At 73.6% G+C, this 22,771-nt stretch carries 23 protein-coding genes; 6 read left to right on the plus strand and 17 right to left on the minus strand.

Translation table 11 applies throughout. The features are described from left to right. Positions 1 to 48: 48 nt before the first annotated feature. The 7 genes from ACFV4G_RS37710 to ACFV4G_RS37740 all read right to left on the minus strand — a co-directional run bounded on the left by ACFV4G_RS37710 (position 49) and on the right by ACFV4G_RS37740 (position 7,181). The gene (locus ACFV4G_RS37710; RefSeq protein WP_380447078.1) at positions 49 to 1,728 is read right to left on the minus strand and encodes a DoxX family membrane protein; all 1,680 of its coding nucleotides are present in this window, start codon (positions 1,726 to 1,728) and stop codon (positions 49 to 51) included. 244 nt (positions 1,729 to 1,972) lie between these two features. Continuing rightward, a complete protein-coding gene (gene rlmB / locus ACFV4G_RS37715; protein WP_380447080.1) occupies positions 1,973 to 2,965 on the minus strand; it encodes a 23S rRNA (guanosine(2251)-2'-O)-methyltransferase RlmB in 993 nt (330 codons plus the stop codon). 135 nt (positions 2,966 to 3,100) lie between these two features. Further along, entirely contained in the window at positions 3,101 to 4,495 is a 1,395-nt protein-coding gene (cysS, locus tag ACFV4G_RS37720) for a cysteine--tRNA ligase (protein ID WP_380447082.1), read from the minus strand. Between the two features lie 90 nt (positions 4,496 to 4,585). Next, the gene (locus ACFV4G_RS37725; protein ID WP_380447084.1) at positions 4,586 to 4,981 is read right to left on the minus strand and encodes a PPOX class F420-dependent oxidoreductase; all 396 of its coding nucleotides are present in this window, start codon (positions 4,979 to 4,981) and stop codon (positions 4,586 to 4,588) included. Between the two features lie 158 nt (positions 4,982 to 5,139). Next, the gene (gene ispF, locus ACFV4G_RS37730) at positions 5,140 to 5,700 is read right to left on the minus strand and encodes a 2-C-methyl-D-erythritol 2,4-cyclodiphosphate synthase (protein ID WP_380447086.1); all 561 of its coding nucleotides are present in this window, start codon (positions 5,698 to 5,700) and stop codon (positions 5,140 to 5,142) included. Next, positions 5,690 to 6,445: a 2-C-methyl-D-erythritol 4-phosphate cytidylyltransferase gene (gene ispD / locus ACFV4G_RS37735; protein ID WP_380447116.1), complete on the minus strand. Its 756-nt coding sequence runs from the start codon at positions 6,443 to 6,445 to the stop codon at positions 5,690 to 5,692. The genes ispF and ispD overlap by 11 nt, the downstream gene beginning before the upstream one ends. Positions 6,446 to 6,698: 253 nt before the next feature. Further along, on the minus strand, positions 6,699 to 7,181 hold the full coding sequence (locus ACFV4G_RS37740; protein WP_030244332.1) for a CarD family transcriptional regulator: 483 nt from the start codon (positions 7,179 to 7,181) through the stop codon (positions 6,699 to 6,701). A gap of 477 nt (positions 7,182 to 7,658) precedes the next feature. Here ACFV4G_RS37740 and ACFV4G_RS37745 point away from each other — a divergent pair, with 477 nt between their 5' ends. Continuing rightward, positions 7,659 to 8,372, plus strand: coding sequence for a DUF461 domain-containing protein (locus tag ACFV4G_RS37745; protein WP_380447088.1), 714 nt, complete (start codon positions 7,659 to 7,661; stop codon positions 8,370 to 8,372). Between the two features lie 113 nt (positions 8,373 to 8,485). Here the strand turns inward: ACFV4G_RS37745 and ACFV4G_RS37750 are convergent, their stop codons facing one another. Both ACFV4G_RS37750 and ACFV4G_RS37755 read right to left on the minus strand, forming a co-directional pair. Further along, positions 8,486 to 9,181, minus strand: a complete 696-nt coding sequence (locus ACFV4G_RS37750) for a response regulator transcription factor (RefSeq protein WP_031069385.1) — start codon at positions 9,179 to 9,181, stop codon at positions 8,486 to 8,488. Further along, positions 9,178 to 10,701: a sensor histidine kinase gene (locus ACFV4G_RS37755; RefSeq protein WP_380447090.1), complete on the minus strand. Its 1,524-nt coding sequence runs from the start codon at positions 10,699 to 10,701 to the stop codon at positions 9,178 to 9,180. The genes ACFV4G_RS37750 and ACFV4G_RS37755 overlap by 4 nt, the downstream gene beginning before the upstream one ends. Positions 10,702 to 11,006: 305 nt before the next feature. Between ACFV4G_RS37755 and phoU the strand changes: the two genes are divergently transcribed. Together phoU and ACFV4G_RS37765 are read left to right on the plus strand one after the other, a co-directional pair. Continuing rightward, complete coding sequence (gene phoU, locus ACFV4G_RS37760) at positions 11,007 to 11,687, plus strand: phosphate signaling complex protein PhoU (protein ID WP_380447092.1); 681 nt, start codon at positions 11,007 to 11,009, stop codon at positions 11,685 to 11,687. A 183-nt stretch (positions 11,688 to 11,870) separates the two neighbouring features. Then, positions 11,871 to 12,050, plus strand: a complete 180-nt coding sequence (locus tag ACFV4G_RS37765) for a hypothetical protein (protein ID WP_380447094.1) — start codon at positions 11,871 to 11,873, stop codon at positions 12,048 to 12,050. 154 nt (positions 12,051 to 12,204) lie between these two features. Here the strand turns inward: ACFV4G_RS37765 and ACFV4G_RS37770 are convergent, their stop codons facing one another. After that, positions 12,205 to 12,795 carry a lytic polysaccharide monooxygenase gene (locus ACFV4G_RS37770; protein WP_380447096.1) on the minus strand — a complete coding sequence of 197 codons (591 nt, stop codon included), beginning with the start codon at positions 12,793 to 12,795 and terminating at the stop codon, positions 12,205 to 12,207. A 274-nt stretch (positions 12,796 to 13,069) separates the two neighbouring features. Next, positions 13,070 to 13,828 (minus strand): phosphoglyceromutase, encoded by a 759-nt coding sequence (locus tag ACFV4G_RS37775; protein ID WP_380447098.1) that lies wholly within the window; start codon positions 13,826 to 13,828, stop codon positions 13,070 to 13,072. Positions 13,829 to 13,976: 148 nt separating this feature from the next. Between ACFV4G_RS37775 and ACFV4G_RS37780 the strand changes: the two genes are divergently transcribed. After that, on the plus strand, positions 13,977 to 15,329 hold the full coding sequence (locus tag ACFV4G_RS37780; protein WP_380447100.1) for an MDR family MFS transporter: 1,353 nt from the start codon (positions 13,977 to 13,979) through the stop codon (positions 15,327 to 15,329). A 20-nt stretch (positions 15,330 to 15,349) separates the two neighbouring features. Here the strand turns inward: ACFV4G_RS37780 and ACFV4G_RS37785 are convergent, their stop codons facing one another. Both ACFV4G_RS37785 and mshA read right to left on the minus strand, forming a co-directional pair. After that, positions 15,350 to 15,862, minus strand: coding sequence for a YbjN domain-containing protein (locus ACFV4G_RS37785; protein ID WP_380447102.1), 513 nt, complete (start codon positions 15,860 to 15,862; stop codon positions 15,350 to 15,352). A 132-nt stretch (positions 15,863 to 15,994) separates the two neighbouring features. Beyond that, on the minus strand, positions 15,995 to 17,368 hold the full coding sequence (mshA, locus tag ACFV4G_RS37790) for a D-inositol-3-phosphate glycosyltransferase (RefSeq protein ID WP_380447104.1): 1,374 nt from the start codon (positions 17,366 to 17,368) through the stop codon (positions 15,995 to 15,997). Positions 17,369 to 17,665: 297 nt separating this feature from the next. Between mshA and ACFV4G_RS37795 the strand changes: the two genes are divergently transcribed. Further along, positions 17,666 to 18,496 carry a class I SAM-dependent methyltransferase gene (locus tag ACFV4G_RS37795; protein ID WP_380447106.1) on the plus strand — a complete coding sequence of 277 codons (831 nt, stop codon included), beginning with the start codon at positions 17,666 to 17,668 and terminating at the stop codon, positions 18,494 to 18,496. A 237-nt stretch (positions 18,497 to 18,733) separates the two neighbouring features. Here the strand turns inward: ACFV4G_RS37795 and ACFV4G_RS37800 are convergent, their stop codons facing one another. Further along, a complete protein-coding gene (locus ACFV4G_RS37800; protein ID WP_380447118.1) occupies positions 18,734 to 19,291 on the minus strand; it encodes an O-acetyl-ADP-ribose deacetylase in 558 nt (185 codons plus the stop codon). Between the two features lie 239 nt (positions 19,292 to 19,530). Between ACFV4G_RS37800 and ACFV4G_RS37805 the strand changes: the two genes are divergently transcribed. Next, positions 19,531 to 21,003: a PP2C family protein-serine/threonine phosphatase gene (locus ACFV4G_RS37805; RefSeq protein WP_380447108.1), complete on the plus strand. Its 1,473-nt coding sequence runs from the start codon at positions 19,531 to 19,533 to the stop codon at positions 21,001 to 21,003. A 112-nt stretch (positions 21,004 to 21,115) separates the two neighbouring features. Here the strand turns inward: ACFV4G_RS37805 and ACFV4G_RS37810 are convergent, their stop codons facing one another. The 3 genes from ACFV4G_RS37810 to ACFV4G_RS37820 all read right to left on the minus strand — a co-directional run bounded on the left by ACFV4G_RS37810 (position 21,116) and on the right by ACFV4G_RS37820 (position 22,614). Then, positions 21,116 to 21,472: a DUF2516 family protein gene (locus tag ACFV4G_RS37810; RefSeq protein WP_380447110.1), complete on the minus strand. Its 357-nt coding sequence runs from the start codon at positions 21,470 to 21,472 to the stop codon at positions 21,116 to 21,118. A gap of 118 nt (positions 21,473 to 21,590) precedes the next feature. After that, positions 21,591 to 22,142 (minus strand): hypothetical protein, encoded by a 552-nt coding sequence (locus ACFV4G_RS37815; RefSeq protein ID WP_380447112.1) that lies wholly within the window; start codon positions 22,140 to 22,142, stop codon positions 21,591 to 21,593. Between the two features lie 22 nt (positions 22,143 to 22,164). Next, positions 22,165 to 22,614, minus strand: a complete 450-nt coding sequence (locus ACFV4G_RS37820; RefSeq protein ID WP_380447114.1) for a helix-turn-helix domain-containing protein — start codon at positions 22,612 to 22,614, stop codon at positions 22,165 to 22,167. Positions 22,615 to 22,771: the final 157 nt, after the last annotated feature.

Here is a 22,771-nt window from a genome sequence, read left to right on the forward strand (position 1 = left end):
CCCCCACGGAGCACCCGGCCGACCGCCTTTCCCGGACGGACCACCCGGTCAGGTCGCCGTCGGCGTCCCCGGGCGGCTGGAGTGGCCGCCGCCCGACAGGTCGGCCAGCGGGCCGCTGCCGAGCACCCCGCCCAGCAGGCCGGAGCCCGAACCCGAGCCGCTGGGGCTCGGCTTGGAGCCCGTGCCCGAACCGGCCGGGGCCGGCGTGGAGCGCTGGGCGGGCGTCCCGCCGGCCGGCTGCGCGGCGGCCGTGGGGGCCGACGCCGGGGCCGAACTCTGGCCGCCCTCGGCCTTGGTGGAGTGCTTGGCGCTCGGCGTCGGGGTGGCCGGGTGCGAGGCCGCGGGCGAGGACGCCGCAGCGGTCGGGCTGGCCGCCGGGGTGGCCGGGCGGGAGCCGGCCGGTGCGGGCTGCGTGGACGTGCCCTGGCCGCCCGCGGCGCCGGACGGGGAGCCGCTCGGCCAGACCGGCGTGCCGTAGTCGCCGGTCGGGCGGCCCGGGGCCTGGTGCGGCCGGGCGCTGGTGCGCACCGCCGCGCCGAGCATCGAGCCGAGCAGCAGGGTCAGGCCGACGACGAGCGTGGTGACCACGGTGCCCCGCCGCAGCACCCGGCGGCGCAGCGCCCCGGGCGCGCCCGAGCCGTACCGCCGCCAGGCCTCCAGGTTGAGCCGTCCGTCCAGCGAGGCGAACGGCGCCCCGGCGATCAGCAGCGGACTCCACGCGGCCAGGAAGATCAGGTCAGGGGTGTCGTACACCGGGACGGCCCGCCAGCTGACCGTGAACAGCAGCGCCGCGGAGAGCAGCATCGCCGCGCCGGCCGCGAGCCGCTGCCACAGGCCGAGGATGGTCAGCACGCCGACCACGATCTCGGTGAACGACACCACCAGGCCGGAGCCGACGGGGTGCGCCATGGCGAAGGCGAGCAGCGGCTCGGCGACCTTCCACGGGTGCAGCGAGGCCAGCCAGCGCATCATCGAGCCGCGTTCGCCGCCGTCGAAGTACACCGGGTCGCAGAGCTTGCTGAACCCGGCGTAGACCGACAGCGAGCCGAGGACGGCGCGCAGCGGCAGGAGCACCAGGCCGAGGTCGACCCGCCGGCCGGGGTACCAGGGCTGCTTGCCCTCGGCGTCGGCGGCGGAGACCTCGGGCAGCTCGCCGCTCGGGGTCCAGCCCTGCGGCGCGCCGATCGGGCCGACGCCCGCGTCGGTCGCGGTGCCGGCGCCCTCGCGCGGCTGGCGCGGGACGGTCCGGGCGCCCGCGAGGCCCGGGATCACCTGGGTGTCGTCCTCGGCCAGGCCGACGCCGCCCGGGGAGCCGCTGAGCCGCACGGCTTCCAGGAGCTGGGTGGCCGCGAGGTCACCGGGGGGCGCCTGGCCGGTCCACGTGACGGCGGTGACCCGCCCCTTGCGGCGCGGCGCCCCGCCCCCGGCGGCCCCCGCCATCGCCGGGACGGCGGAGGCTGGCACGACCACCTGCGGGGTGACCAGCGGACGACGGATCAGGCCCTGGCTCGCGTAGGGGTCCCCGAACGCGGCGCCGGTGGAGAGCGCTCCGGCGGGGGCGTCGATCAGTGGCTCCACGGGGGCGCCGAGCCGGAGCCGGAAGCTGGCCTGGGTGCTGCTGAGGCGGGCCGGGTCCGACTCCACCTTGACGGTGTTGAGGCCCGGGTCCGCGTCTATCCCGGTACTGCCGCCGCCGAACAGGGGCCGCCGTTGTGTTCTGGTGTCCACGCCCGTCTAACCGGGTGACGGCCGCTTAGGACACTCTCCCGGGTGGATATCCGGCGTCCACTTGAAGTGATCATGAGAAAAGCGATCGGACCCGGTCGGGCCCGATCGCTTCTCACCCGGTTCACGGAGAATTCGGAAGATCTCCTGCGCGCCGGTCACGTCCTGTGCTCTGCGCAACCGGCGGCCGGCGGCTCAGCGCTCAGCGCTTGGCGCCTCAGCGCCTCAGCGCCTCAGCCCTCAACCCTCAGCGCTTGGCGCGCAGCCGCGCGGCCTCGTACAGCACGATGCCCGCCGCGACGCCGGCGTTCAGCGACTCCGTCAGGCCCGACATCGGGATCCGCACCCGGATGTCGCAGGTCTCCGAGACCAGCCGGGACAGGCCCTTGCCCTCGCTGCCCGCGACGACCACGACCGGGCCGGTCAGCACGTCCAGGTCGCCCAGCTCGGCCTCGCCGTCGGCGGCCAGGCCGACGACCATCAGGCCGGCCTTCTGGTAGGCCTCCAGGGTGCGGGTCAGGTTGGTGGCGCGGGCGACGGGCAGCCGGGCCGCGGCACCGGAGGAGGTCTTCCAGGCACCGGCGGTCATGCCGGCCGCGCGGCGCTCGGGGATGACCACGCCGTGGGCGCCGAAGGCGGCGGCGGAGCGGACGACGGCGCCGAGGTTGCGCGAGTCGGTGACACCGTCCAGCGCGATGATCAGCGCGTCCTGGCCGGCGTCGGAGGCGTCGACCAGGAGGTCGTCGGGGTGCGCGTACTCGTACGGCGGCACCTGGAGCACCAGGCCCTGGTGGTTCATCCCGCCGGTCATCTGGTCCAGCTGCGGGCGCGGGGCCTCCATCAGCGGGATGCCGCGGTCGTTGGCGGCCTGGAAGGCGTCGCGGACCCGGTCGTCGGTGTCGATGAACTGCTGGACGTACAGCGCGTTGGCCGGCACGTCGCCCTGCAGGGCCTCGACCACCGAGTTGCGGCCGAAGACCAGCTCGGCGCTGCCCGCGCCGCCGCGGCCGCCGCGACCGGCACCGCCGGCCCGGCGCATGCCGGCGCGGGCCTTGGCGTCGCGCTCGCGCTTGACCGCGGCGTTGGCCGCGCGCTGCTTGGGGTGGCCCTTGCGCTCCTCGCCGGGCGGGGTCGGGCCCTTGCCCTGGAGCGCCTTCCGGCTGTGCCCGCCGGTCCCGACAGACGCGCCCTTCTTCGATCCGGGGTTGCGGCGGTTCCTGCGCTGGCTGTTGCCGGCCATGGCTGTACTTCCTGTCTGTCCGGCATGCCCGGCCGCCCCGCTCTGTCCGGCGGCGGCTGACGGCATGCGCTACGTCATGCGGGAGGGCCGCACCGGTCCGGCACGGCCCACCCTCACCCCGATCGTCAGATGGGGTTACTGGTTGTTGATCGTCCAGCGCGGGCCGGACGGGGTGTCCTCGATCGCCAGCCCGGCCAGGCCGAGCTGGTCGCGGATGGCATCCGCGGTGGCGTAGTCCTTGCGCTCGCGCGCGGCCTGCCGCTGGTCCAGGACCAGGCGGACCAGCGAGTCCACCACGCCGTGGAGGTCCTCGCCGCGCTCCGTCCCGGCCCACTGCGGGTCGAGCGGGTCGAGGCCCAGCACTCCGAGCATCGCACGGACCTCGGCCAGACGCGCCACCGCGTTCTCCTTGTCGTCCGCGTTCAGGGCGCTGTTGCCCTGGCGGACGGCGGTGTGCACGACGGCGAGGGCCTGCGGCACGCCCAGGTCGTCGTCCATCGCCTCGGCGAAGGCCGGCGGCACCTCGGGCGCCGCGTCGACCTTCCCGAAGCGCTCGACGGTGCGCTGGACGAAGCCCTCGATCCGGGCGAACCCGGCCTCGGCCTCGCGCAGCGACTCCTCGCTGTACTCGATCATCGAGCGGTAGTGCGGCGCGCCCAGGTAGTAGCGCAGCACGATCGGCCGCCAGCGCTGGACCATCTCGGAGACCAGCACCGAGTTGCCGAGCGACTTGCTCATCTTCTCGCCCGCCATGGTGACCCAGGCGTTGTGGACCCAGAAGTTGGCGAAGTCGTCGCCGTAGGCCTTGGACTGGGCGATCTCGTTCTCGTGGTGCGGGAAGATCAGGTCCAGCCCGCCGCCGTGGACGTCGAAGGCGGGGCCCAGGTACTTGTGGGCCATCGCCGAGCACTCCAGGTGCCAGCCCGGGCGGCCGCGGCCCCACGGGGTGTCCCAGCTCGGCTCGCCCGGCTTGGCGGACTTCCACATCGCGAAGTCGCGCGGGTCCCGCTTGCCGGTCTCGCCGTCGCCCTCGGGCTGGCGCAGGTCGGCCAGCTTCTGGTTGGACAGGGCGAGGTAGTCCGGGTACGAGCGCACGTCGAAGTAGACGTTGCCGTCGGCCGCGTAGGCGTGGCCCCTCGCGATCAGGCCCTGCATCATCTCGATCATCTCGGGGATGTGCCCGGTGGCCCGCGGCTCGACGGTCGGCGGCAGGCAGCCGAGGGCCGCGTAGCCGTCGTTGAAGGCGCGCTCGTTCTCGTAGGCGATCTGCCACCACGGGGTGCCGAGCTGGCGCTCCTTGGCGATCACCTTGTCGTCGATGTCGGTGACGTTCCGGGCGAACGTCACCTGGTAGCCGCGGTAGGCGAACCACCGCTGCATGATGTCGAAGTTGAGCCCGGACCGGATGTGCCCGATGTGTGGCGCCGACTGGACGGTAGCGCCGCACAGGTAGATCGAGACACAGCCCGGTACAAGCGGGACGAAGTCGCGTACCTGGCGGGTGCTGGTGTCGTACAGGCGAATGCTCACAGCGTCAAGCGTAGTGGGCACGAGGGGGTGCCCCGCCACATTCCCGGTCACATTCCCGGTGAACGGCGGGCCGGCGGACCCGGAGGAGGGTCAGATGTTGCCGACCACCTTGCGCGGGCTGAGCCGCACGACCACCCGGACGTCGTCCGGCCCGTCGAACTTGTAGACCTCCTCGCCGCGGTACTTGCCGGCGAGCTCGTCGATCAGCTCGCGGCCGCCCTCGGTGGTCATCGTGACCGAACCGCGCACCTCGAAGTACTCGTACGGGCTCTCCGGCGGGTTGACCACGAGCGTGATGCGCGGGTCCTTGACGAGGTTGAGGTGCTTGCGGCGGCCCTCGACGGTGGAGAACAGGACGTCCTCGCCGTCGCGCTTGACCCAGACCACGGAGGACTGCGGGCTGCCGTCCGGCTGGATCGTCGAGACCACGGCGAAGCTCTTGGCGTCGATCAGGGCCTTGGCACGGTCGGAGAGTTGCGAAGCCACGGGGGAACCTCTTCTCGTCGGCGGCTGGTACGGGCCCGGCACGCGGCACTGCGCGGCCTGCGCGGGCCCGCATCGCACACTATCGACTCGGGCCCCCGCACGGCCTGTTGAACACTCGTCAGTCCCGGGTTATTCCCGGCCCGCCGGACCCGCCGCGCTCAACCCCGCTCGTACACCAGGGCGGTGGCGATCGCGGCCAGGCCCTCGGCCCGGCCGGTGAGGCCGAGACCGTCGGTGGTGGTACCGGAGACGGACACCGGCGCGCCGGCCGCCTCCGACAGCGCGGCCTGCGCCTCGGCCCGGCGCTTGCCGATCTTCGGCCGGACACCGATCACCTGGACCGAGACGTTGCCGATCTCGAAACCGGCCTCGCGCACCAGCCGGGCGGCCTCGCCGAGCAGCTTCACCCCGGACGCGCCGGCCCACTCGGGGCGGTCGGTGCCGAAGTGGGCGCCCAGGTCGCCGATCCCGGCGGCCGAGAACAGCGCGTCGCACGCGGCGTGCGCGGCCACGTCGGCGTCCGAGTGCCCGGAGAGCCCGAACTCGGCGTCCGGCCACTCCAGTCCGGCCACCCACAGCGGGCGCCCGGCCTCGAAGGCGTGCACGTCGGTGCCGACGCCCACGCGGGGAACGACGGGAGCGGTCCGGCCGGCAGGCACCGGCCCAGCGGACACCGGCTCAGGGGACACCGGCTCTGCGGACAGCGGCTCAGTAGGCATCGGCGGCCCTCCTGCGGGCGAGTACGGCCTCGGCGAGCACGAGGTCCAGCGGACGGGTGACCTTGAACGCCTCCTCGTGACCGGGCACCACGACGACCCGGCCGCCGAAGCGCTCCACCAGGCCGGCGTCGTCGGTCACCGGCGGCACGCCGGTGCCGCCCGCGGCCTCCTCGGCCAGCGCCTTGGCGTGCACCTCGGCCAGAGTGGCCCGGTCGAAGCCCTGCGGGGTCTGCACGGCGCGCAGGGTGGCGCGGTCGGGCGTGTCGAGGACGGGCTCGGGCCCGCCCGGGTTCGGCTCGACCCGCTTCACGGTGTCGGCCAGCGGGACCGCGGGCACCACCGCCACGGCCCCGGCGCGGACGGCGGCCGCGACCGCGTCCACCACCTCGACCGGGACGAGCGGGCGGGCCGCGTCGTGCACGAGGACGATCTCGACGTCCTCCGGGATCGCGGCCAGGCCGAGCCGGACGGACTCCTGGCGGGTCGCGCCGCCGGCCACCACGCGGATGTCCTTGCCGTCCAGCCCGTGGCTGTCCAGCAGGGCGACGACCTCCGCCACCCCGTCGGCCGGTGCGGCGACCACGACCAGGCCGACCGCCCGGCTGCGGGCCAGGGCCCGGACGGCGTGCACCAGCAGTGGCACACCGCCCAGCTCCCGCAGGGCCTTGGGGGCGCCGGGCCCGAGCCGCTCACCGCGTCCGGCGGCGGGCACCACTGCTGCTGCGACTGCTGCTGACGCGTTCAGGTTTCACTCCTTCGGCGAAGTGGGTATGGCCATGGCGTGCACGACGGGCGCACGGACCCCTTCCGAAGAACCACCCGGTCCGCGGCCCACACGATCCGCAGAAACGGTCTTGCAGGCCTGGACCGGCTCGGGCGGGAGGCGTCGTCCGGACACGCCTCAGCGCCCGAAGTACCAAAGCACCGCTTCCCGGATACCTCCGGGAGCGGCGCGCCGGCACCGGGCGCTGTGAGCGTTGGGCGGCAGCCCGACCGCACTACGAGGCGAGGACCTCGTCGAGCAGCGTCTCCGCCTTGTCCTCGTTGGTGTTCTCGGCCAGCGCGAGCTCGCTGACGAGGATCTGGCGCGCCTTGGCGAGCATGCGCTTCTCGCCGGCCGACAGGCCGCGCTCGCGCTCGCGGCGCCACAGGTCGCGCACGACCTCGGCGACCTTGATGACATCGCCCGAGGCGAGCTTCTCCAGGTTCGCCTTGTAGCGACGGGACCAGTTGGTCGGCTCTTCGGTGTACGGTGCGCGCAGCACCTCGAAGACCCGGTCCAGACCTTCCTGGCCGACCACATCGCGCACGCCGACGAACTCCGCGTTCTCGGCGGGCACGCGGAGCGTCAGGTCTCCCTGCTGCACCTTGAGCACCAGGTAGGTCTTGTCCACACCTTTGATCTGGCGAATTTCGATGGCCTCGATCAGCGCGGCCCCGTGATGGGGGTAGACCACCGTGTCGCCAACCTTGAACGTCATGTGACAGGACCCCTTCCGTGGCTTTCCAGAATAACACGCTTTTCGGCGCACCCGAAGGGCGTTTTCGCAGGTCAGGGCGGGTCTCGGGGCTTGACAAGCACCCCCATGACGTGCTGCGACCGGTGTTCGACAGCGGCTTCCCGCAGGTCGGAGGCGGTTCCGGCGCCCGGCGAAACGTGTCGCAACACTCCCGAAACCGTGATTGGATCTTGAGTTTTCGCCGTTTATCGGGCCGTTTCCGGATCGTTATTCGATCTTGGTCGAAGCTTGTCCGCGCGTCGCCGCCCGAAAACGGCCCCCGGGGGCACCGCCCGAACGGCGCGATCACGTGGCGCGGGCACGTCACATTGCGGCCGGACGGACCCGCATACCGCCCCGGGAGTGCGACACGGGGACCACCCCGTGAGGACCGCATAAGTGAGGTCGATAATCTGAGACCTGACCTACCGACACGTGACCTAGGGAGAAGCCGCCGCCGTGAGCCGCAGCCTTCGACGCGGCAGCATCGCCGCCCTCGCCGCCTTCGCCATCGCTTCGCTGTCCTCCTGCGCGGCCGGCAACCAGCCGGACACCCTGCAGATCAAGCCGGACAGCGCCGCGGCGACGCTCGGCACGAACGTCCGGTTGAACAACATCGTCGTCGTCACCGCGGCCAACACCTCGGGCGACTCGACCGGGCCCGCCAACGTGACGGTGAACATCAGCAACACCGGGGCCGACCCGGTCGAGCTGCAGTCCATCACCGTCGGCAGCGGTGCCGCCGCCACCTTCGCCGATGCCGCGGGCGCCCCGCTGAGCAGCATCGTCGTCCCGGCCGGCGGCGCCGTGCTGCTGGGCGGCGGCGGCAACCCGTCCGCCAGGCTCGCTTCCGTGGGCGTCAAGGTCGGCGGCATGGTGCCGACGACCTTCGCGTTCAAGGACGGCCAGAAGGTCGACGTCCAGGCCGGTGTGAGCCCGGCCAACGAGAAGGGCCTCTACGACGGCTTCGGCCCGACCGCCTCGCCGGTCGCCGTCCCGGGCAAGGGTGCCACCCCGGGCGTCACCCCGTCCGCCCCGGCCACCGGTGCCACCGGTGCCGCCACCCCGTCGGCGGGCACCACCCCGACCGCCCCGGTCGCCCCGGTCGCCGGCACCCCCACCGCCGGTGCCACGCCGTCCGGTGCGGCCACGCCGTCCGCCGGCACCCACTGACGCTCACACCGCTCCACACCGCCCCCGGCGGGCCCGCACGGGCCTGCCGGGGGCGACGCGAAGGCCCCCCTCCGGCGAGTGCCGGCGGGGGCCTTCCGCGTGTCCGTGCCGGTTTACGGCTCGAACTTGTAGCCCAGGCCGCGGACCGTGACCAGGTAGCGCGGCGCGCCCGGGTCCGGCTCGATCTTGGCGCGCAGGCGCTTCACGTGGACGTCGAGGGTCTTGGTGTCGCCGACGTAGTCCGCGCCCCACACCCGGTCGATCAGCTGCATGCGGGTGAGCACCCGGCCCGCGTTGCGCAGCAGCATCTCCAGCAGGTCGAACTCCTTCAGCGGCAGGTCGACCTTGGCGCCGTCCACCGTCACCACGTGCCGGTCGACGTCCATCCGGACCGGACCGGCCTCCAGGGCGCCCGGGCCGCCGCCGTTGTCGCCCGCGCCGCCGTCCTCGCCGCGGCGGCGCAGCACCGCGCGGATGCGGGCGACCAGCTCACGGGTGGAGTAGGGCTTGGTGACGTAGTCGTCCGCACCTATTTCCAGACCGACGACCTTGTCGATCTCGCTGTCCTTGGCGGTCACCATGATCACCGGGACGTTGGAGCGCACGCGGAGCTGGCGGCAGACCTCGGTGCCCGGCAGGCCCGGCAGCATCAGGTCGAGCAGGACGAGGTCGGCGCCGTTGCGTTCGAACTGCTCCAGCGCGTCGGGGCCGGTGGCGGCGACGGCCACCTCGAAGCCCTCCTTGCGGAGCATGTACGAGAGGGCGTCGCTGAACGACTCCTCGTCCTCGACCACCAGTACTCGGGTCACGATCGGGCCTCCGGGGCAAGCTGGGTTGTCTTTGACAGGGGTTCTTCCCGCTCCCCGGCGGGGAGCGAACGGCCCGGGCGGGCCGTGGTGGCCGCGCGGTCCGGAGTGAGGGTTCGGGGTGCCGCGGCGGGCTCGGCGCGGGCGCCGGGGTCACCGCCCACGGCGGGTTCGTCGTCGCCGGCGTGGCCGGCTGCGGCGTCGGTGTCTTCGGTGTCTTCGGGGTCGTCGAAGCCTTCGAGGTCGTCGAGGTCGTCGAGGTCGTCGGCGTCCTCGACCACCCGGGCGGTCTCCAGGTCCTCGGCGGTGGGCGCCTGGCCGGCGGGCAGGCGGATGGTGAAGGTCGAGCCCTGGCCCTCGACGCTCCACACGGAGACGGTACCGCCGTGCGAGGCGGCGACGTGCTTGACGATCGACAGGCCCAGGCCGGTTCCGCCGGTGGCCCGGGAGCGGGCCGGGTCGACGCGGTAGAAGCGTTCGAAGACCCGCTCGCGGTCCTTCTCGGAGATGCCGATGCCCTGGTCGGTGACCGAGATCTCGATCAGCTCGCCGTCCGCCTCGCCGAGCGCCGCGGCGCTGGAGATCCGGCGGGTGGCGATGGCCACCCGGGTGCGGGGCGGGCTGTAGTTGACCGCGTTCTCGACCAGGTTGCCCAGCGCGGCGGCGAGCTGGCCGCGGTTGCCGTGCAGGTAGAGGCCCGCGATGCCGCCGGCGGCGATCAGGATCTGCTTGGCGGCGGCCTGCTGGCGGCAGCGGTCGATCGCCTCGGCGATCAGCTCGTCCACCGCGACCGGCTCCGGGTCGACCATCAGCCGGTCGTCCTGGACCCGGGACAGGTCGATGATCTCCTGGACCAGGCTGGCCAGCCGGGTGGCCTCGATCTGCATGCGGCCGGCGAAGCGCTGGACGGCCTCCGGGTCGTCGGCCGCGTCCGCGACCGCCTCGGAGAGCAGGGACAGGGCGCCGACCGGGGTCTTGAGCTCGTGGCTGACGTTGGCCACGAAGTCCCGGCGGACGGCCTCCACCCGGCGGCGGTCGGTCTGGTCCTCGACCAGGACCAGCACCAGCCGGGAGCCCAGCGGGGCGACCCGGACCGAGACCGCGAGCGGCTCGGCGGCGCGGGCCGCACCGGGGCGCGGCACCTCCAGTTCGACCTGGCGGATCTCGCCGTCCCGGCGGGTGGCGCGGGCGAGGGAGAGCATCGGGTCGACGGCGACGGCGCCGCCGCGGACCAGGCCCATCGCGTACGCCGCCGAGCTGGCCTTGACCACCTCGTCGGCCTCGCCGAGCACGATCGCGCAGGAGCGCAGCACCGACAGCACGGTGTCCACGCCCGGCGGGAGCGGGGGCTCCTGGGCGGCGGCACCCAGAACCTGGTGCCGGCCGTAGTTCCTGCCACTGGTGCCGCTGTACTTCCCCTTGGCCTGCTCGCGCTCGCTCCAACGGAAGGCGATCGAGGCCGTGAGGCCGACGCCGAGCCCGGCTATGGCGCAGGCAGCGGCGGCGGCCACGTTCACGTCCATGTGGCCAGCGTAAGCGTACGTACTCGGCGTTCCCCAAGGGTCGGATCAAGGCATCGACCTGCTGTTGCCGAGAATTCACCTCCACGTAGCTGCCGATTCACCGCACCGGCCGGACGTGGTCGCCCAAACGGCACAGAGTTGGCCGTGCAGCCCGTGTGGGAGTGGGTGGCGCGCCGAACCGGGGGCGCCGCCCCGAGGGTGCGCGTACCATTCGCGCACCAGCAGCGGTCGCCCGGACGCCGGCTCGACGGTCGTACGGGATGACCGGTCGGCACCGCCACCGACACAGCTACTGAGGAGAGAGCATGCGCGACGCGTACCACGAGGAACTCGATGCGATCGGCGACAGCCTGGTCGAGATGGCCCGGCTGGTCGGCTCCGCCCTGGGCCGGGCGACCACCGCACTCCTCGACGCGGACCTCGCACTGGCGGAGAGCGTGATCGCGGCCGACGAGAAGGTCAACGAGCTCCACCACGACCTGGAGAACCGCGCGATCGACCTGCTCGCCCGGCAGCAGCCGGTCGCGACCGACCTGCGCATCGTGGTCACCTCGCTGCGGATGAGCTCGGACCTGGAGCGCTGCGGCGACCTCGCCCGGCACGTCGCCAAGGTCGCGCGGATGCGCTACCCCGACTCGGCGGTGCCCGGCGACCTGCAGTCCACCGTCCTGGAGATGGGCCAGCTCGCCCAGCGCCTGGTGGCCAAGGCCGGCCTGGTGATCGCCACCAAGGACGTCGACAAGGCCCTGGAGATGGAGCAGGACGACGACGCCATCGACACGCTGCACCGCGAGCTCCTGTCCCACCTGATCGACGACCGCTGGGCCCACGGCATCGAGACCGCCGTCGACATCACCCTGGTCGGCCGCTACTACGAGCGCTTCGCGGACCACGCCGTGTCCGTCGCCAAGCGCGTCGTGTACCTGGTGACGGGCGAGCACGTGGCGGACTTCGTCGCGTCCTCGGAGGCCTCGGCCGCGGAGTGAGCCGCGTTCGGGAGAGGTCGGGCTCACCCCGTGGGGTGACTAAACCTCGGGCGAGGGTGGTGCGGGCGCACGGACTCCCGGGCGGCCCACCACTGCGCGCCCGTTGACGCTCCCTCCGAACGGCGGCTTCACTCGAAGCCGTAGGCACCGGAAGTGTGCCCGTCACAAGGAGGGTTCAGCACGATGAAGGCCAACCCGACCCGACCGGCGCCGGCACACGACACCGTCGAACCGATCCCCGCGAAGCTGCTGCCCGTCCTCGCGGCCGGCTGCGGCTGCGGCCCCGGGTGCGGCTGCGGCTGCCAGTCCGGCGCGCCCTGCCAGTGCGGCGGCGCGTCCGGCGGCTGCTGCGGCGGCCACTGAGGAGGCACCGGGGCGCCCGGCCGCTCATGCGAGGCGGCCGGGCGCTTTCGGCCGTCCGGTTCCGGTGCGGTGCCGACCGGTGTGGTGCGGACCGGTGCGGTGCCGACCAGTGCAGTTCGGACCGGTGCAATGCCGACCGGCGTGGCGCCGACCGTCAGAACTGGACGTCGGTGCAGGAGTAGAAGGCGTTGCCGGTGTCGGCGATGTCCCAGACCGCGACGACCACCTGGTGGCCGGTCCGGTCACCGGGCAGGGTCGCGGTGTGACTGACGCTCTGCGGCACCTGGGAGCCGTCGTAGGGGACGGTGAGGAACGGCGTCAGGTCCAGGTCGGCGCGGGTGACCGGCCGGCTCGGGTCGTACCCCTGCCTGGTCAGGTAGTACTCGAAGCCCGAGGTCGCGTGCCGGGCGGTGAAGCTCCAGGTGAAGGTGAGGCTCTGCCCCGCCGTCACCTGCGTGGTCGGCCAGGCACCGCCGTGCGGGTCGTCCAGTTCGGCGAAGCGCCCGTTGCCGCCGGCGCAGATGGTGCCGTCGGCCGGCCCGTCGGACGGGAAGCCCTTCGGCCCCTCGACGCTCTGCGGCTCCCACTGGATCTCGCCGCAGTCCCACGGGACCCCGCCCGCGCCGCAGAGCGCGGCCCTGCTCGGGGGCGTGGAGATGTAGCCGTGCGACTGCGCCGGGAGCGCGAAGGTGAGCGGGATCGCCAGGGCGGCGACGGCCGCCCCGACGAGATGACGTTTGCGCATGGTGCTCCTCCGTGGGGGTGGATGGAGAGTGCGCCGAGCGCAGGCGCGCGCGTGGGGGTGCGCGGCCGGACGGGGAATCCTTGGCATGCCTGCGCCAGCCCGATGCCCACACGGTAGGAGCGCCCGCCCGCGCCCGTCAATGGTCTGAACCACTTTCGGTCGGCCCACCGGTTCCCGTGAACTCCCTTGCACGGCACGATGGTTGAACGGCGGGCGAACAGCGAGCGGCCCCGCCCCCGGCGAACCGGGAGACGGGGCCGCATCGGCAAGGGGGTTACTTCTTGCCCTGGTTCTTGACCGCCTCGATGGCGGCCGCGGCGGCCTCCGGGTCGAGGTAGCGGCCGCCCGGGTTCAGGGGCTTGAAGTCGGCGTCGAGCTCGTAGACGAGCGGGATGCCGGTCGGGATGTTCAGGCCGGCGATGGCGTCGTCGGAGATGCCGTCGAGGTGCTTGACCAGCGCGCGCAGGCTGTTGCCGTGGGCGGTGACCAGGACGGTCTTGCCGGCGGCGAGGTCCGGGACGATCGCGTCGTACCAGTACGGGAGCATCCGGTCGACGACGTCCTTGAGGCACTCGGTGCGCGGGCGCAGCTCGCTCGGGATGTCGGCGTAGCGGGCGTCGCCGGCCTGCGAGTACTCGTCGTCGTCGGACAGGACCGGCGGCGGGGTGTCGTACGAGCGGCGCCAGAGCTGGAACTGCTCCTCGCCGAACTCCGCCAGGGTCTGGGCCTTGTCCTTGCCCTGGAGCGCGCCGTAGTGGCGCTCGTTCAGGCGCCAGCTGCGGCTGACCGGGATCCAGTGGCGGTCGGCCTTGTCCAGGGCGATCTGCGAGGTGCGGATCGCGCGGCGCAGCAGCGAGGTGTGCAGCACGTCGGGCAGCAGACCCTCGGCGGCCAGGAGCTCGCCGCCGCGGGCGGCCTCCTTCTCGCCCTTCTCGTTGAGGTCGACGTCGACCCAACCGGTGAACAGGTTCTTCTGGTTCCACTGGCTCTCGCCGTGGCGGAGCAGGATGAGTCGGTACGTCGTGTCAGCCATGGCGCCCAGCTTAGTGGAGCTCCGAAAACCCCTGGCCGGGACCTTTGTCCATGAGTAATGTGTGCATCGCACTTCTGACACTTACACCTTTCGGCTGAGCGGACCTGCCCGTGCCGCTCGCCGGACGCCTGCCTCCGGGAGTCCCCACATGCCCGTCGCACCGCCCGTCCCTGCCCGGATCCGGAGAGTCGTCCGGGAGACGACGGGCGGACTGCCACGCCAGTTCTGGTGGCTCTGGACCTCGACGCTGATCAACAAGCTCGGCGCCTTCGTGGTCACCTTCCTCGCCCTCTACCTGACCACCGAGCGGGGCTACTCGGACTCCTACGCGGGTCTGGTGGCCTCGCTGTTCGGCCTCGGCTCGGCGATCGCCGCGATCGGCGCGGGCGTGCTGACCGACCGGATCGGCCGTCGGCCGACGCTGGTCGCCGCGCAGCTCGGCACGGCGCTGTTCACGGCCGTGCTCGGCTTCGCGGACGGGCCGGTGGCGATCGCGGTGGTGGCGTTCCTGGTGGGGTTTTGCAACAACGCCACCAGGCCCGCCACCTCGGCGATCATCGCCGACCTCGTCCCGGCCGAGGACCGGGTCCGGGCCTACTCGCTGAACTTCTGGGCGATCAACATCGGCTTCGGCCTCTCCGCCGCCGCGGCCGGCCTGATCGCCACCCACGGCTACCTCACGCTGTTCCTGCTGGACGCGTTCAGCACGCTGGTCTGCGCCGTGGTGATCTTCGTCCGCATCCCGGAGACGAAGCCGGCGATGACGGCCGCCGAGGCGAAGGAGCCGGCGGTCGGGCTCGGCACGGTGTTCCGGGACGGCCGCTTCATGTCGGCCGTCGGGCTGACCCTCGTGCTCGCGCTGATCTTCCAGCAGGGCAGCACCACCCTGGCCGTCGACATGGGCCACGCGGGCATCACTTCCACCGAGTACGGGCTGGTCATCGGCCTCAACGGGCTGCTGATCGTGGTCCTGCAGATCCCGCTCACCCGGTGGATGGAGGGCCGCTCGCGGACCCGCCTGCTCATCGCCAGCTGCCTGCTCACCGGCTGGGGCTTCGGCCTCGCGGCCCTGGCCGGGTCGTCCGCCTGGGTCTTCGCGGGTTCCGTCGCGGTCTGGACGATCGGCGAGATCCTCAACGCGCCGACGATGATGAGCCTCGTCTCCGAGCTCGCGCCGACCCACGCGCGCGGCCGCTACCAGGGCGTCTACTCGCTCTCCTGGGCGCTCGCGTCGTTCCTCGGTCCGGGGGCCGGCGGCGTGCTGCTGGACCGGGCCGGGCCGGCGGTGCTGTGGGGGGTGTGCGCGGTCCTCGGCAGCGCCGCGGCGCTCGGGTACGTGGTGCTGGGGCGCCGGACGGGCGGCGCGGCGGGCCGGGCGCCCCGGGCGGAGAACGTCACGGAGGTCCCGGCCGCCGCGCCCACCGAGGTCACCGGGGCGGGCGGAGGCGCCGGGGTCGCAGGGGCGGCGGCCGAGGCCGCGAAGGCTCCTGCGGGCGCCTGAGGCCCGCCGCGGAGGCCGGGTCAGTCGGCCTTCGGGGCGGCCAGGTGGGCGAAGGCGGCCAGGTTGCGGGTGGACTCCCCGCGCTTGGTCCGCCACTCCCACTCCCGCCGGATCGCCGAGGCGAAGCCCAGCTCCAGCAGGGTGTTGAACGGCTCGTCGGCGTTCTCCAGCACCGTCCCGAGCAGCCGGTCGACGGTGTCCGGGGTGAGCGACTCCAGCGGGAGGCGGCCCGCCAGGTAGACGTCGCCGAGCGCGTCCATCGCGTAGGCGACGCCGTAGAGGCGGGTGTTGCGCTCCAGCAGCCAGCGGTAGACGGCCTCGTGGTTCTCGTCCGGGCGGCGGATCACGAAGGCGTTGACCGACAGCGTGTGGTCGCCGACCCGCAGGGCGCAGGTGGTGCTCAGCTTGCGGGTGCCCGGGAGGGTCGCCACCAGCGTGTACGGGTCGGCGGCGGCCGGTTCCCAGGCCACGCCGGCCTCGTCCAGGGCGGTGCGCAGGAGGGTCAGGGCCTCGTCCTTGGTGCGGGTTGCCATGGGGGTGACGTTACTCGGCGGTACGGGCGGTGCGCAGCAGGCGGTGCGCAGCAGGCTGTGCGCAGCAGGTGGCGTGCAGGAGGCGGGGGTCCTGCGGCGCCGGGGCCTCGCCCCTGGCGGGGGCGGGCCGTGTCAGGCCAGTCGGCGGCGGGCCGTGGTGAGGCGGCCGGCCGGGCGAGCCAGCGTGCCGGCGTACACCTCGGCGGTGGTCGACGCTGCCGTGTCCCAGCCGAAGCCGGACGCGTGCCGGGCCGCCGCCGCGCCCCGCCGCTCGACCAGGCCGGCGTCCGTGACGTACGGCTCCAGCGCGCGCGACCAGTCCCGCGGGTCGTGGCCGTGGACCAGCGTGCCCGTCTCTCCGTCGCGCACCGCGACCGGCAGGCCGCCGACCGCGGCGGCCACCACCGGCGTGCCGCAGGCCTGGGCCTCCAGCGCGACCAGCCCGAAGGACTCGCTGTAGGACGGCATCACGAGGGCCGTCGCCGCCCGGTACCAGTCCGCGAGCTGCGCCTGGCCGACCGGCGGGTGGAACCGGACCACGTCGCAGATGCCCAGCTGCGCGGCGAGCTTGTGCAGGCTCTCCGGCCGGGCGAGCCCACTGCCGGACGGTCCGCCGACCACCGGGACGACCAGCCGCTCGCGCAGGGCCGGGAGGCGTTCGACCAGCTCGGCGACGGCGCGCAGCAGCACGTCCGGCGCCTTCAGCGGCTGGATCCGGCCGGCGAATAGCAGCACGGCGGCGTCCTGCGGCAGGCCCAGCCGGGCCCGCGCGGCCGCCCGCGCCCGCGGCCCGCCGGGCCGGAAGACGTCGAGGTTGACGCCGGGGTGGACGACGGCGAGCTGGTCCGGGCGAGCCGCGTAGTGCCGGGCCAGCTCGGCGGCCTCCTCGGTGGTGTTCGCGATCAGCCGGTCGGCGGCCTCGACCACCTGGGTCTCGCCGATCACCCGGGCCGCGGGTTCGGGAGTGTCGCCCTCGGCCAGGGCGGCGTTCTTCACCTTCGCCATGGTGTGCATGGTGTGCACCAGCGGCACGCCCCAGCGCTGGGCGGCCAGCCAGCCGACCTGCCCGGAGAGCCAGTAGTGCGAGTGCACGAGGTCGTAGTGGCCGGGGCGGTGGCCCGCCTCCGTCCGCAGCACGCCGTGGGTGAAGGCGCACAGCTGGGCCGGCAGGTCCTCCTTGATCAGGCCCTCGTACGGCCCGGCGGTGACGTGCCGCACCAGGACGCCGGGGGCCAGCTCGACGGTGGGGGCGTCGTCCGAGCAGGTCGCCCGGGTGAACACCTCGACCTCGACGTCGAGCGCGGCGAGGCGCTTGGCCAGCTCGACGATGTAGACGTTCATCCCGCCCGCGTCGCCGGTGCCGGGCTGGTGCAGCGGCGAGGTGTGCACGCTGAGCATGGCTATCCGGCGGGGGCGGCGGCGGCCCGTGACCAACGACTGGAGACGACCGCGCGCGGGCGCGGCCGGCTGGGCGCGGCGTACCGAACGGACGGGGTGCTGGATCACCTGGCTGAAGCCTCCTCTGTGCGGCCCGTCTCCGGCGGCCCGCATCCGGCCCGCCTGCTGTCCGGTGTGCGCTGCCCCGTCCGGGCCCACACATCACCACCAGTGTGCCAACCACTCGGATGATGCCCGGCATTCCCGGATCGCCGACCTGATCACCGACCGGTCCCTGGATTGGCCGCCGACCGGTCCCTGGATTGGCCGCCAGCCGGTCCCCGGACGGACCGCCGGCCGGGTCCATGGACGGACAACGGTGCAGGTGGCAGGGGTCGGGCCGGGCCCCTCGGTACCCTTCTGGACATGGCCGCCTCCTTCGACCCCTCGCCCCCGTCCGCCCGCGGACGCAGCGGGCGGCCGGTCGGGACGGTCACCCGGGGCACCACCAACACCAACCGGCTCCGACGGATGGACCGCTGGATCGCCCACGCCCTCGGCCGCGCGCTGCGCTCCGCCGACCGGCCGCCGGTCGCCGTCGACCTCGGCTACGGCGCCGCCCCCTGGACCGCCGTCGAACTGGCCGGACGGCTGCGCGCGGTGCGGCCGGACGTCCGGGTGGTCGGGATCGAGATCGAGCCGGAGCGGGTCGCCGCGGCCCTGCCGTACGCCGCCCCGCCGCTGCTCACCTTCCGGCGCGGCGGCTTCGAGGTGCCGCTCGACGGCGGCGCGCCGGCCCAGCTGATCCGGGCCGCCAACGTCCTGCGGCAGTACGACGAGTCGGCGGTGGGCGCGGTGTGGGAGCGGCTCTGCGCGCGGCTGGCGCCGGACGGGCTGCTCGTCGAGGGCACCTGCGACGAGATCGGGCGGCGCCACGTCTGGGTCGCGCTCGGCCCGGAGGGCCCGCGGACGGTGACCTTCGCGGCCCGGCTGGGCGGCCTGGAACGGCCTTCCGACCTGGCCGAGCGGCTGCCGAAGGCGCTCATCCACCACAACGTGCCGGGCCGGCCGGTGCACCGGTTCCTCGCCGACTTCGACCGGGCCTGGGCGGCCGCGGCGCCGTACGGGGCGTTCGGGGCGCGCCAGCGCTGGGTGGCCGCGTGCACGGCCCTGGCGGGCGACTGGCCGCTGGTGGACGCGCGCGGGCGGTGGCGGCAGGGCGAGGTCACGGTGCCCTGGACGGCGCTCGCACCGTAGCGGGGCGTTGGGCGGGGACGTCGGGGCGGTGCGGCGGGGACGTCGGGGCGGTGCGGCGGGGACGTCGGGGCGGTGCGGCGGGGTGTGGCGTCCGGACACCGGCGGCAACACCCACGTTTCACTCGAACGAGTTATCGAATTCCTCTGGCGCGTTGACGCCCCGTCACGCCACGATGGAGGTCACCGGGCGGCGCCCACACCGCCGCCCGCCCGCAGCACGTCCGCCGCACGTCCCGCTCAGCCGTCCGACCGCAGCTCCGCCCACGCCCGTTCGAACACGCCGTACATCTCCGCCCCGAACAGCACGAACCGCACCTCGTCCAGCCCCGCCCCGGCCCGCTCGTCGCCGCCGCCCACCGCCTCGGCGACGGTGGAGAGCGCGATCCGGGCCGCGTCGGCCGGCGGCCACCCGTAGATCCCGGCCGACACCGCCGGGAAGGCCACCGTGCGCGCGCCCAGCTCCGCCGCCGTCCGCAGCGACTCGCGATAGCAGGAGGCCAGCAGCCCCGCCCGCTCCTCGTAATCCTCCGCCCGGTACACCGGCCCGACGGTGTGCACCACCCACCGCGCCGGCAGCCGGCCGGCCGTCGTCGCCACCGCCCGCCCGGTGGGCAGCCCCTTGCCCCAGTGCGAGGCCCGCAGCCGCCGGCACTCCTCCAGGACCTGCGGCCCGCCCTTGCGGTGGATCGCGCCGTCCACCCCGCCGCCGCCCAGCAGAGAGGAGTTCGCGGCGTTCACCACCGCGTCCACCTGCTGCTCCGTGATGTCACCCTCGACCAGGGTGATCCGCGTCACCATGATGTTGCCCCCCTCTCCGCCCGCCCCGGCACCCGCCGGGGCCGGGCCCGAGTCGCCGTCCGAGTCCGATCACCACACCGCCACCGGCGTGGCAATAGCCACAACGGCCCCGGCGGGCCAGAGAAATCCCCGGAGATCACGTTATGGTCGCGAGAAGTTCCCCGACGCAGGGTGCCACGCGGGCACTGCGGACGGACGCCGGCCGTTACGCACTCGGGGAAAGGGAGGAATCACCGATGCCCGCAACGGGAGACGGGCGGGCACGAGGTGCCGCGGACCTGTCGGACGCCCTCGACGGCGCCCTCCCGCGCCGTGCCCGCATCCACCCCGTCCCGGTCGGCCCGCTCACGGACGCTCCCCCGATACCTCACCCCCGATCGCGGGCCGCAAACCCGTCGGCGGCCGGCGAAGGTGACGCCGCGGCCGGCGGCGCCCCGCTCAAGCTGCTGGTCATCGAGGACGATGCCTCCGACGCCCAGCTGATCAAGGCCGCGGTCGCCGACAGCGGCACCGCCATCGAGGTGCACTGGGCCCGCGGCCTGGAGCAGGCCACCGGCCTGCTCGCCCCGCCGCCCACCGGCGCCCGGCGCGGCCGCCCGCGCGGCACCGAGTTCAGCTGCGTCCTGCTCGACCTCGCCGCGCCCTCCGACCTGCCCCACCCCTCCGACTCCTCCGACGGGCTGGAAGGCCTCCACGAACTCCTCCGCCGGGCCCCGCACACCGCCGTCGTCGTGCTCACCGACGCGGCCGGCGCCGAACTGGGCGCCGCCGCGGTCGCCGCCGGCGCCCAGGACTTCCTGATCAAGCACGAGACGGACGGCCCGCTGCTCGCCCGCGCCCTGCGCTACGCCGTCGAACGCAAGCGCGCCGACGAGTCCCAGCGCCGCCTGGTCGAGGCCGAACTGCGCGGCCAGGAGAACGCCCGCCTCCAGCGCCACCTCCTGCCCACCCCGCTGCTCGACGGCGCCGGCCTCTCCTTCACCCGCCGCTACCGCCCCGGCCGCCGCCGCGCCCTGCTCGGCGGCGACTTCTACGACGCCGTCCGCACCGACGACGGCACCATCCACGTCGTGATCGGCGACGTCTGCGGCCACGGCCCGGACGAAGCCGCGCTCGGCGTCGCGCTCCGCATAGCGTGGCGCACCCTCGTCTTCGCCGGCCTCACCGGCGAGGCCCTGCTCACCACCCTCCAGCACGTCCTCGAACACGAGCGGCGCAGCGACGAGATCTTCGCGACGCTCTGCATGCTCGTCATCGAACCCGGCGGCGAGTGCGGCGACCTCGACGCGCTCGGCGCCTGCGAACGGGCCCGCCTCTATCTCGCCGGACACCCGGCGCCCCTCCTGCTCGGCGCCGACCACCAGCCGCTGACCCTGCCCTCCGACCTCGCCGGGCCGGCGCTCGGGCTGCTGCCGTGCGACGACGGCGAGGCCGCCTGGCCCGCTCACGAGATCGAACTCCGGCCCGGCTGGCGGCTGTTGCTCTACACCGACGGACTCATCGAGGGCCGGGTCGGGGCCGGGTCCCGGCGCCTCGGCCAGGACGGTCTCGCCGACCTGGTCGGCGACCACCAGTCCGCCGGGCTCACCCGCGGCCGGCTGGTCGACAGCGCGATCGCCGAGGTCGAGGAGCTGAACGGTGGCGCGCTGACGGATGACGTCGCGGTGCTGTTGCTGGAGCGGAACCCGGTGCAGCTCATCCTGGGGTGAGCTCTGGGGGCACTGCTTGAGCTGGTGCACGAAAAACGGTGCTGCCCGGGGAGGCGTTTTGTGGCCTCTCCCGGGCAGCACCGCTTTCTTTCCGCTTTCTTTCTGCGCTTTGTCACCAGGGTCCGTACGGCCCCATGTTGCTCCGGCCGCCACCGCCCCGGCCGCCGCGGTTGGTCAGCTCCCGGATCGCCGGACGCACGTCCACCATGTAGACGATCGACGCCACCAGCCCGGCGAGCGTCCCGATGCCGGTGAAGAAGTTCACGCCGAACAACAGGTCCCAGCCGAACGCGATCCCCAGGATCGCCAGCCAGAAGCCCTTGGTCTTCTTGTCCGCGGCCCGGTAGGCGTCCTCCCGGCGGGACGCGCCGTCGATCAGGGCGAACAGCTTGAAGCCCAGGATGGCGACGGACATCCACCAGATCGGGTTCAGATAGGACAGGCCCAGAACCTGGTTCACTCCGCCCATGGCGGTCTCCTCTGTCTCTCGGCTCCGGTGTGCGGGCCGCCGTCCATCCTGGCACGGCGACCGTCCGCCAAGCCGTCAACGTTCCGCGGTCGGTGGATGTGCCCCGTTCGGTGGCGCTTCACTCTCCGCGGGGAGCGTCCTTGCGGGTGCGGGAGGTCTTCTTCGGCGCGGGCTCGGCTGCGGCTGCGGCTGCGGCTGCGGCTGCGGCTGCGGCATCGTCCTCGATGACCTCGGCGTCGATCACCGCGGGCTCGGTCGGCTCGGTCGGCTCGGTCGGCTCGGTCTGGGAGCCCGGGCGGGTGCGCTCGACCACGACCTTGCCGCGCTCAGCGAGCTCGTCGTACGTCTCCTTCGCCTTGACCGCCAGCTCGACCGCCCGGCCGACCTGCTGGATGGCGAAGTCCTGGGCCCGCTCCTGCAGCGCCTTGAAGTCCGTGGGCAGCGTGGTGACCGTCTCGGCGACCTTGGCCTGCGCCTCGGCGAGCTTCGCCTGCGCCTCCTGCAGCCGGGCACCGGCCATCTCCTGCGCGCCCTTGCGGTCCGCGGCCAGCGCCTCGACCTTGCCCGGCACCTCGCGCAGCTTCTCGTAGGCGAGGTCACCGGCGCCGGCGAGGGCGTACAGCGGGGTCGGGTCGGTGAGGGTCTTCTTGAGCTCGTCGGTGATCGGCATGACCGGTCCTCCCGGTGGGTGTCTAGGCGGCTGGGCCGTCGGTCGTCGGTTGTGCGGGTGTCGTCGGCTGTGCGGGTGTCGTCGAAGTGCCGCTGTTGGTGCCGGCCTCGGCTGCCGGGTCCCGGCGGGCGGCGTTCTCCTTCAGGAAGGCTTCGTAGACCGCCAGCAGCGCCTGCTTCTGCTGCTCGTTGATCAGCGGATCGGCGAGGATCGAGGCCCTCAGCTCCAGACCCTCGTCCCGCCGCTCCTCCAGGATCCCGGCCTGGACGTACAGCGTCTCGGCCGAGATCCGCAGCGCCTTCGCGATCTGCTGGAGGATCTCCGCGCTCGGCTTGCGCAACCCTCGCTCGATCTGGCTGAGGTACGGGTTGGACACGCCGGCGGCCTCCGCCAGCTGGCGCAGCGAGTACTGCGCGTTGCGGCGTTGCTCGCGGATGTACTCGCCGAGCGAGCCGACGTTCAGTGAGGCCATGTCCACAGGGTGCAACATGGCGCTTGCAAATGCAAGCAGGGTGCTAGCTGGAGCAAACGTGGGGGCCGCTGCGCGGGGCTTGGGGTGCGGGGTGGGCTTTCGGGTGGGTGGGGGGTGGCGGGGGTGGCTCCGGGGGTGGCCCCGCCCGGGGCTGGGT

It is taken from the genome of Kitasatospora sp. NPDC059747 (assembly GCF_042732955.1).
Lineage (GTDB): Bacteria > Actinomycetota > Actinomycetes > Streptomycetales > Streptomycetaceae > Kitasatospora.

What these genes read in the sequence shown, in the direction of transcription:
- rlmB (WP_380447080.1), bottom strand. Translation starts at nt 2,965, where the DNA reads ATGGCCGGCAACAGCCAGCGCAGGAACCGCCGCAACCCCGGATCGAAG.
- ispF (WP_380447086.1), bottom strand. Translation starts at nt 5,700, where the DNA reads ATGCCTACTGAGCCGCTGTCCGCAGAGCCGGTGTCCCCTGAGCCGGTG.
- ACFV4G_RS37740 (WP_030244332.1), bottom strand. Translation starts at nt 7,181, where the DNA reads ATGACGTTCAAGGTTGGCGACACGGTGGTCTACCCCCATCACGGGGCC.
- ACFV4G_RS37755 (WP_380447090.1), bottom strand. Translation starts at nt 10,701, where the DNA reads ATGGACGTGAACGTGGCCGCCGCCGCTGCCTGCGCCATAGCCGGGCTC.
- phoU (WP_380447092.1), top strand. Translation starts at nt 11,007, where the DNA reads ATGCGCGACGCGTACCACGAGGAACTCGATGCGATCGGCGACAGCCTG.
- ACFV4G_RS37765 (WP_380447094.1), top strand. Translation starts at nt 11,871, where the DNA reads ATGAAGGCCAACCCGACCCGACCGGCGCCGGCACACGACACCGTCGAA.
- ACFV4G_RS37770 (WP_380447096.1), bottom strand. Translation starts at nt 12,795, where the DNA reads ATGCGCAAACGTCATCTCGTCGGGGCGGCCGTCGCCGCCCTGGCGATC.
- ACFV4G_RS37775 (WP_380447098.1), bottom strand. Translation starts at nt 13,828, where the DNA reads ATGGCTGACACGACGTACCGACTCATCCTGCTCCGCCACGGCGAGAGC.
- ACFV4G_RS37780 (WP_380447100.1), top strand. Translation starts at nt 13,977, where the DNA reads ATGCCCGTCGCACCGCCCGTCCCTGCCCGGATCCGGAGAGTCGTCCGG.
- ACFV4G_RS37785 (WP_380447102.1), bottom strand. Translation starts at nt 15,862, where the DNA reads ATGGCAACCCGCACCAAGGACGAGGCCCTGACCCTCCTGCGCACCGCC.
- ACFV4G_RS37795 (WP_380447106.1), top strand. Translation starts at nt 17,666, where the DNA reads ATGGCCGCCTCCTTCGACCCCTCGCCCCCGTCCGCCCGCGGACGCAGC.
- ACFV4G_RS37805 (WP_380447108.1), top strand. Translation starts at nt 19,531, where the DNA reads ATGCCCGCAACGGGAGACGGGCGGGCACGAGGTGCCGCGGACCTGTCG.
- ACFV4G_RS37810 (WP_380447110.1), bottom strand. Translation starts at nt 21,472, where the DNA reads ATGGGCGGAGTGAACCAGGTTCTGGGCCTGTCCTATCTGAACCCGATC.
- ACFV4G_RS37815 (WP_380447112.1), bottom strand. Translation starts at nt 22,142, where the DNA reads ATGCCGATCACCGACGAGCTCAAGAAGACCCTCACCGACCCGACCCCG.
- ACFV4G_RS37820 (WP_380447114.1), bottom strand. Translation starts at nt 22,614, where the DNA reads ATGGCCTCACTGAACGTCGGCTCGCTCGGCGAGTACATCCGCGAGCAA.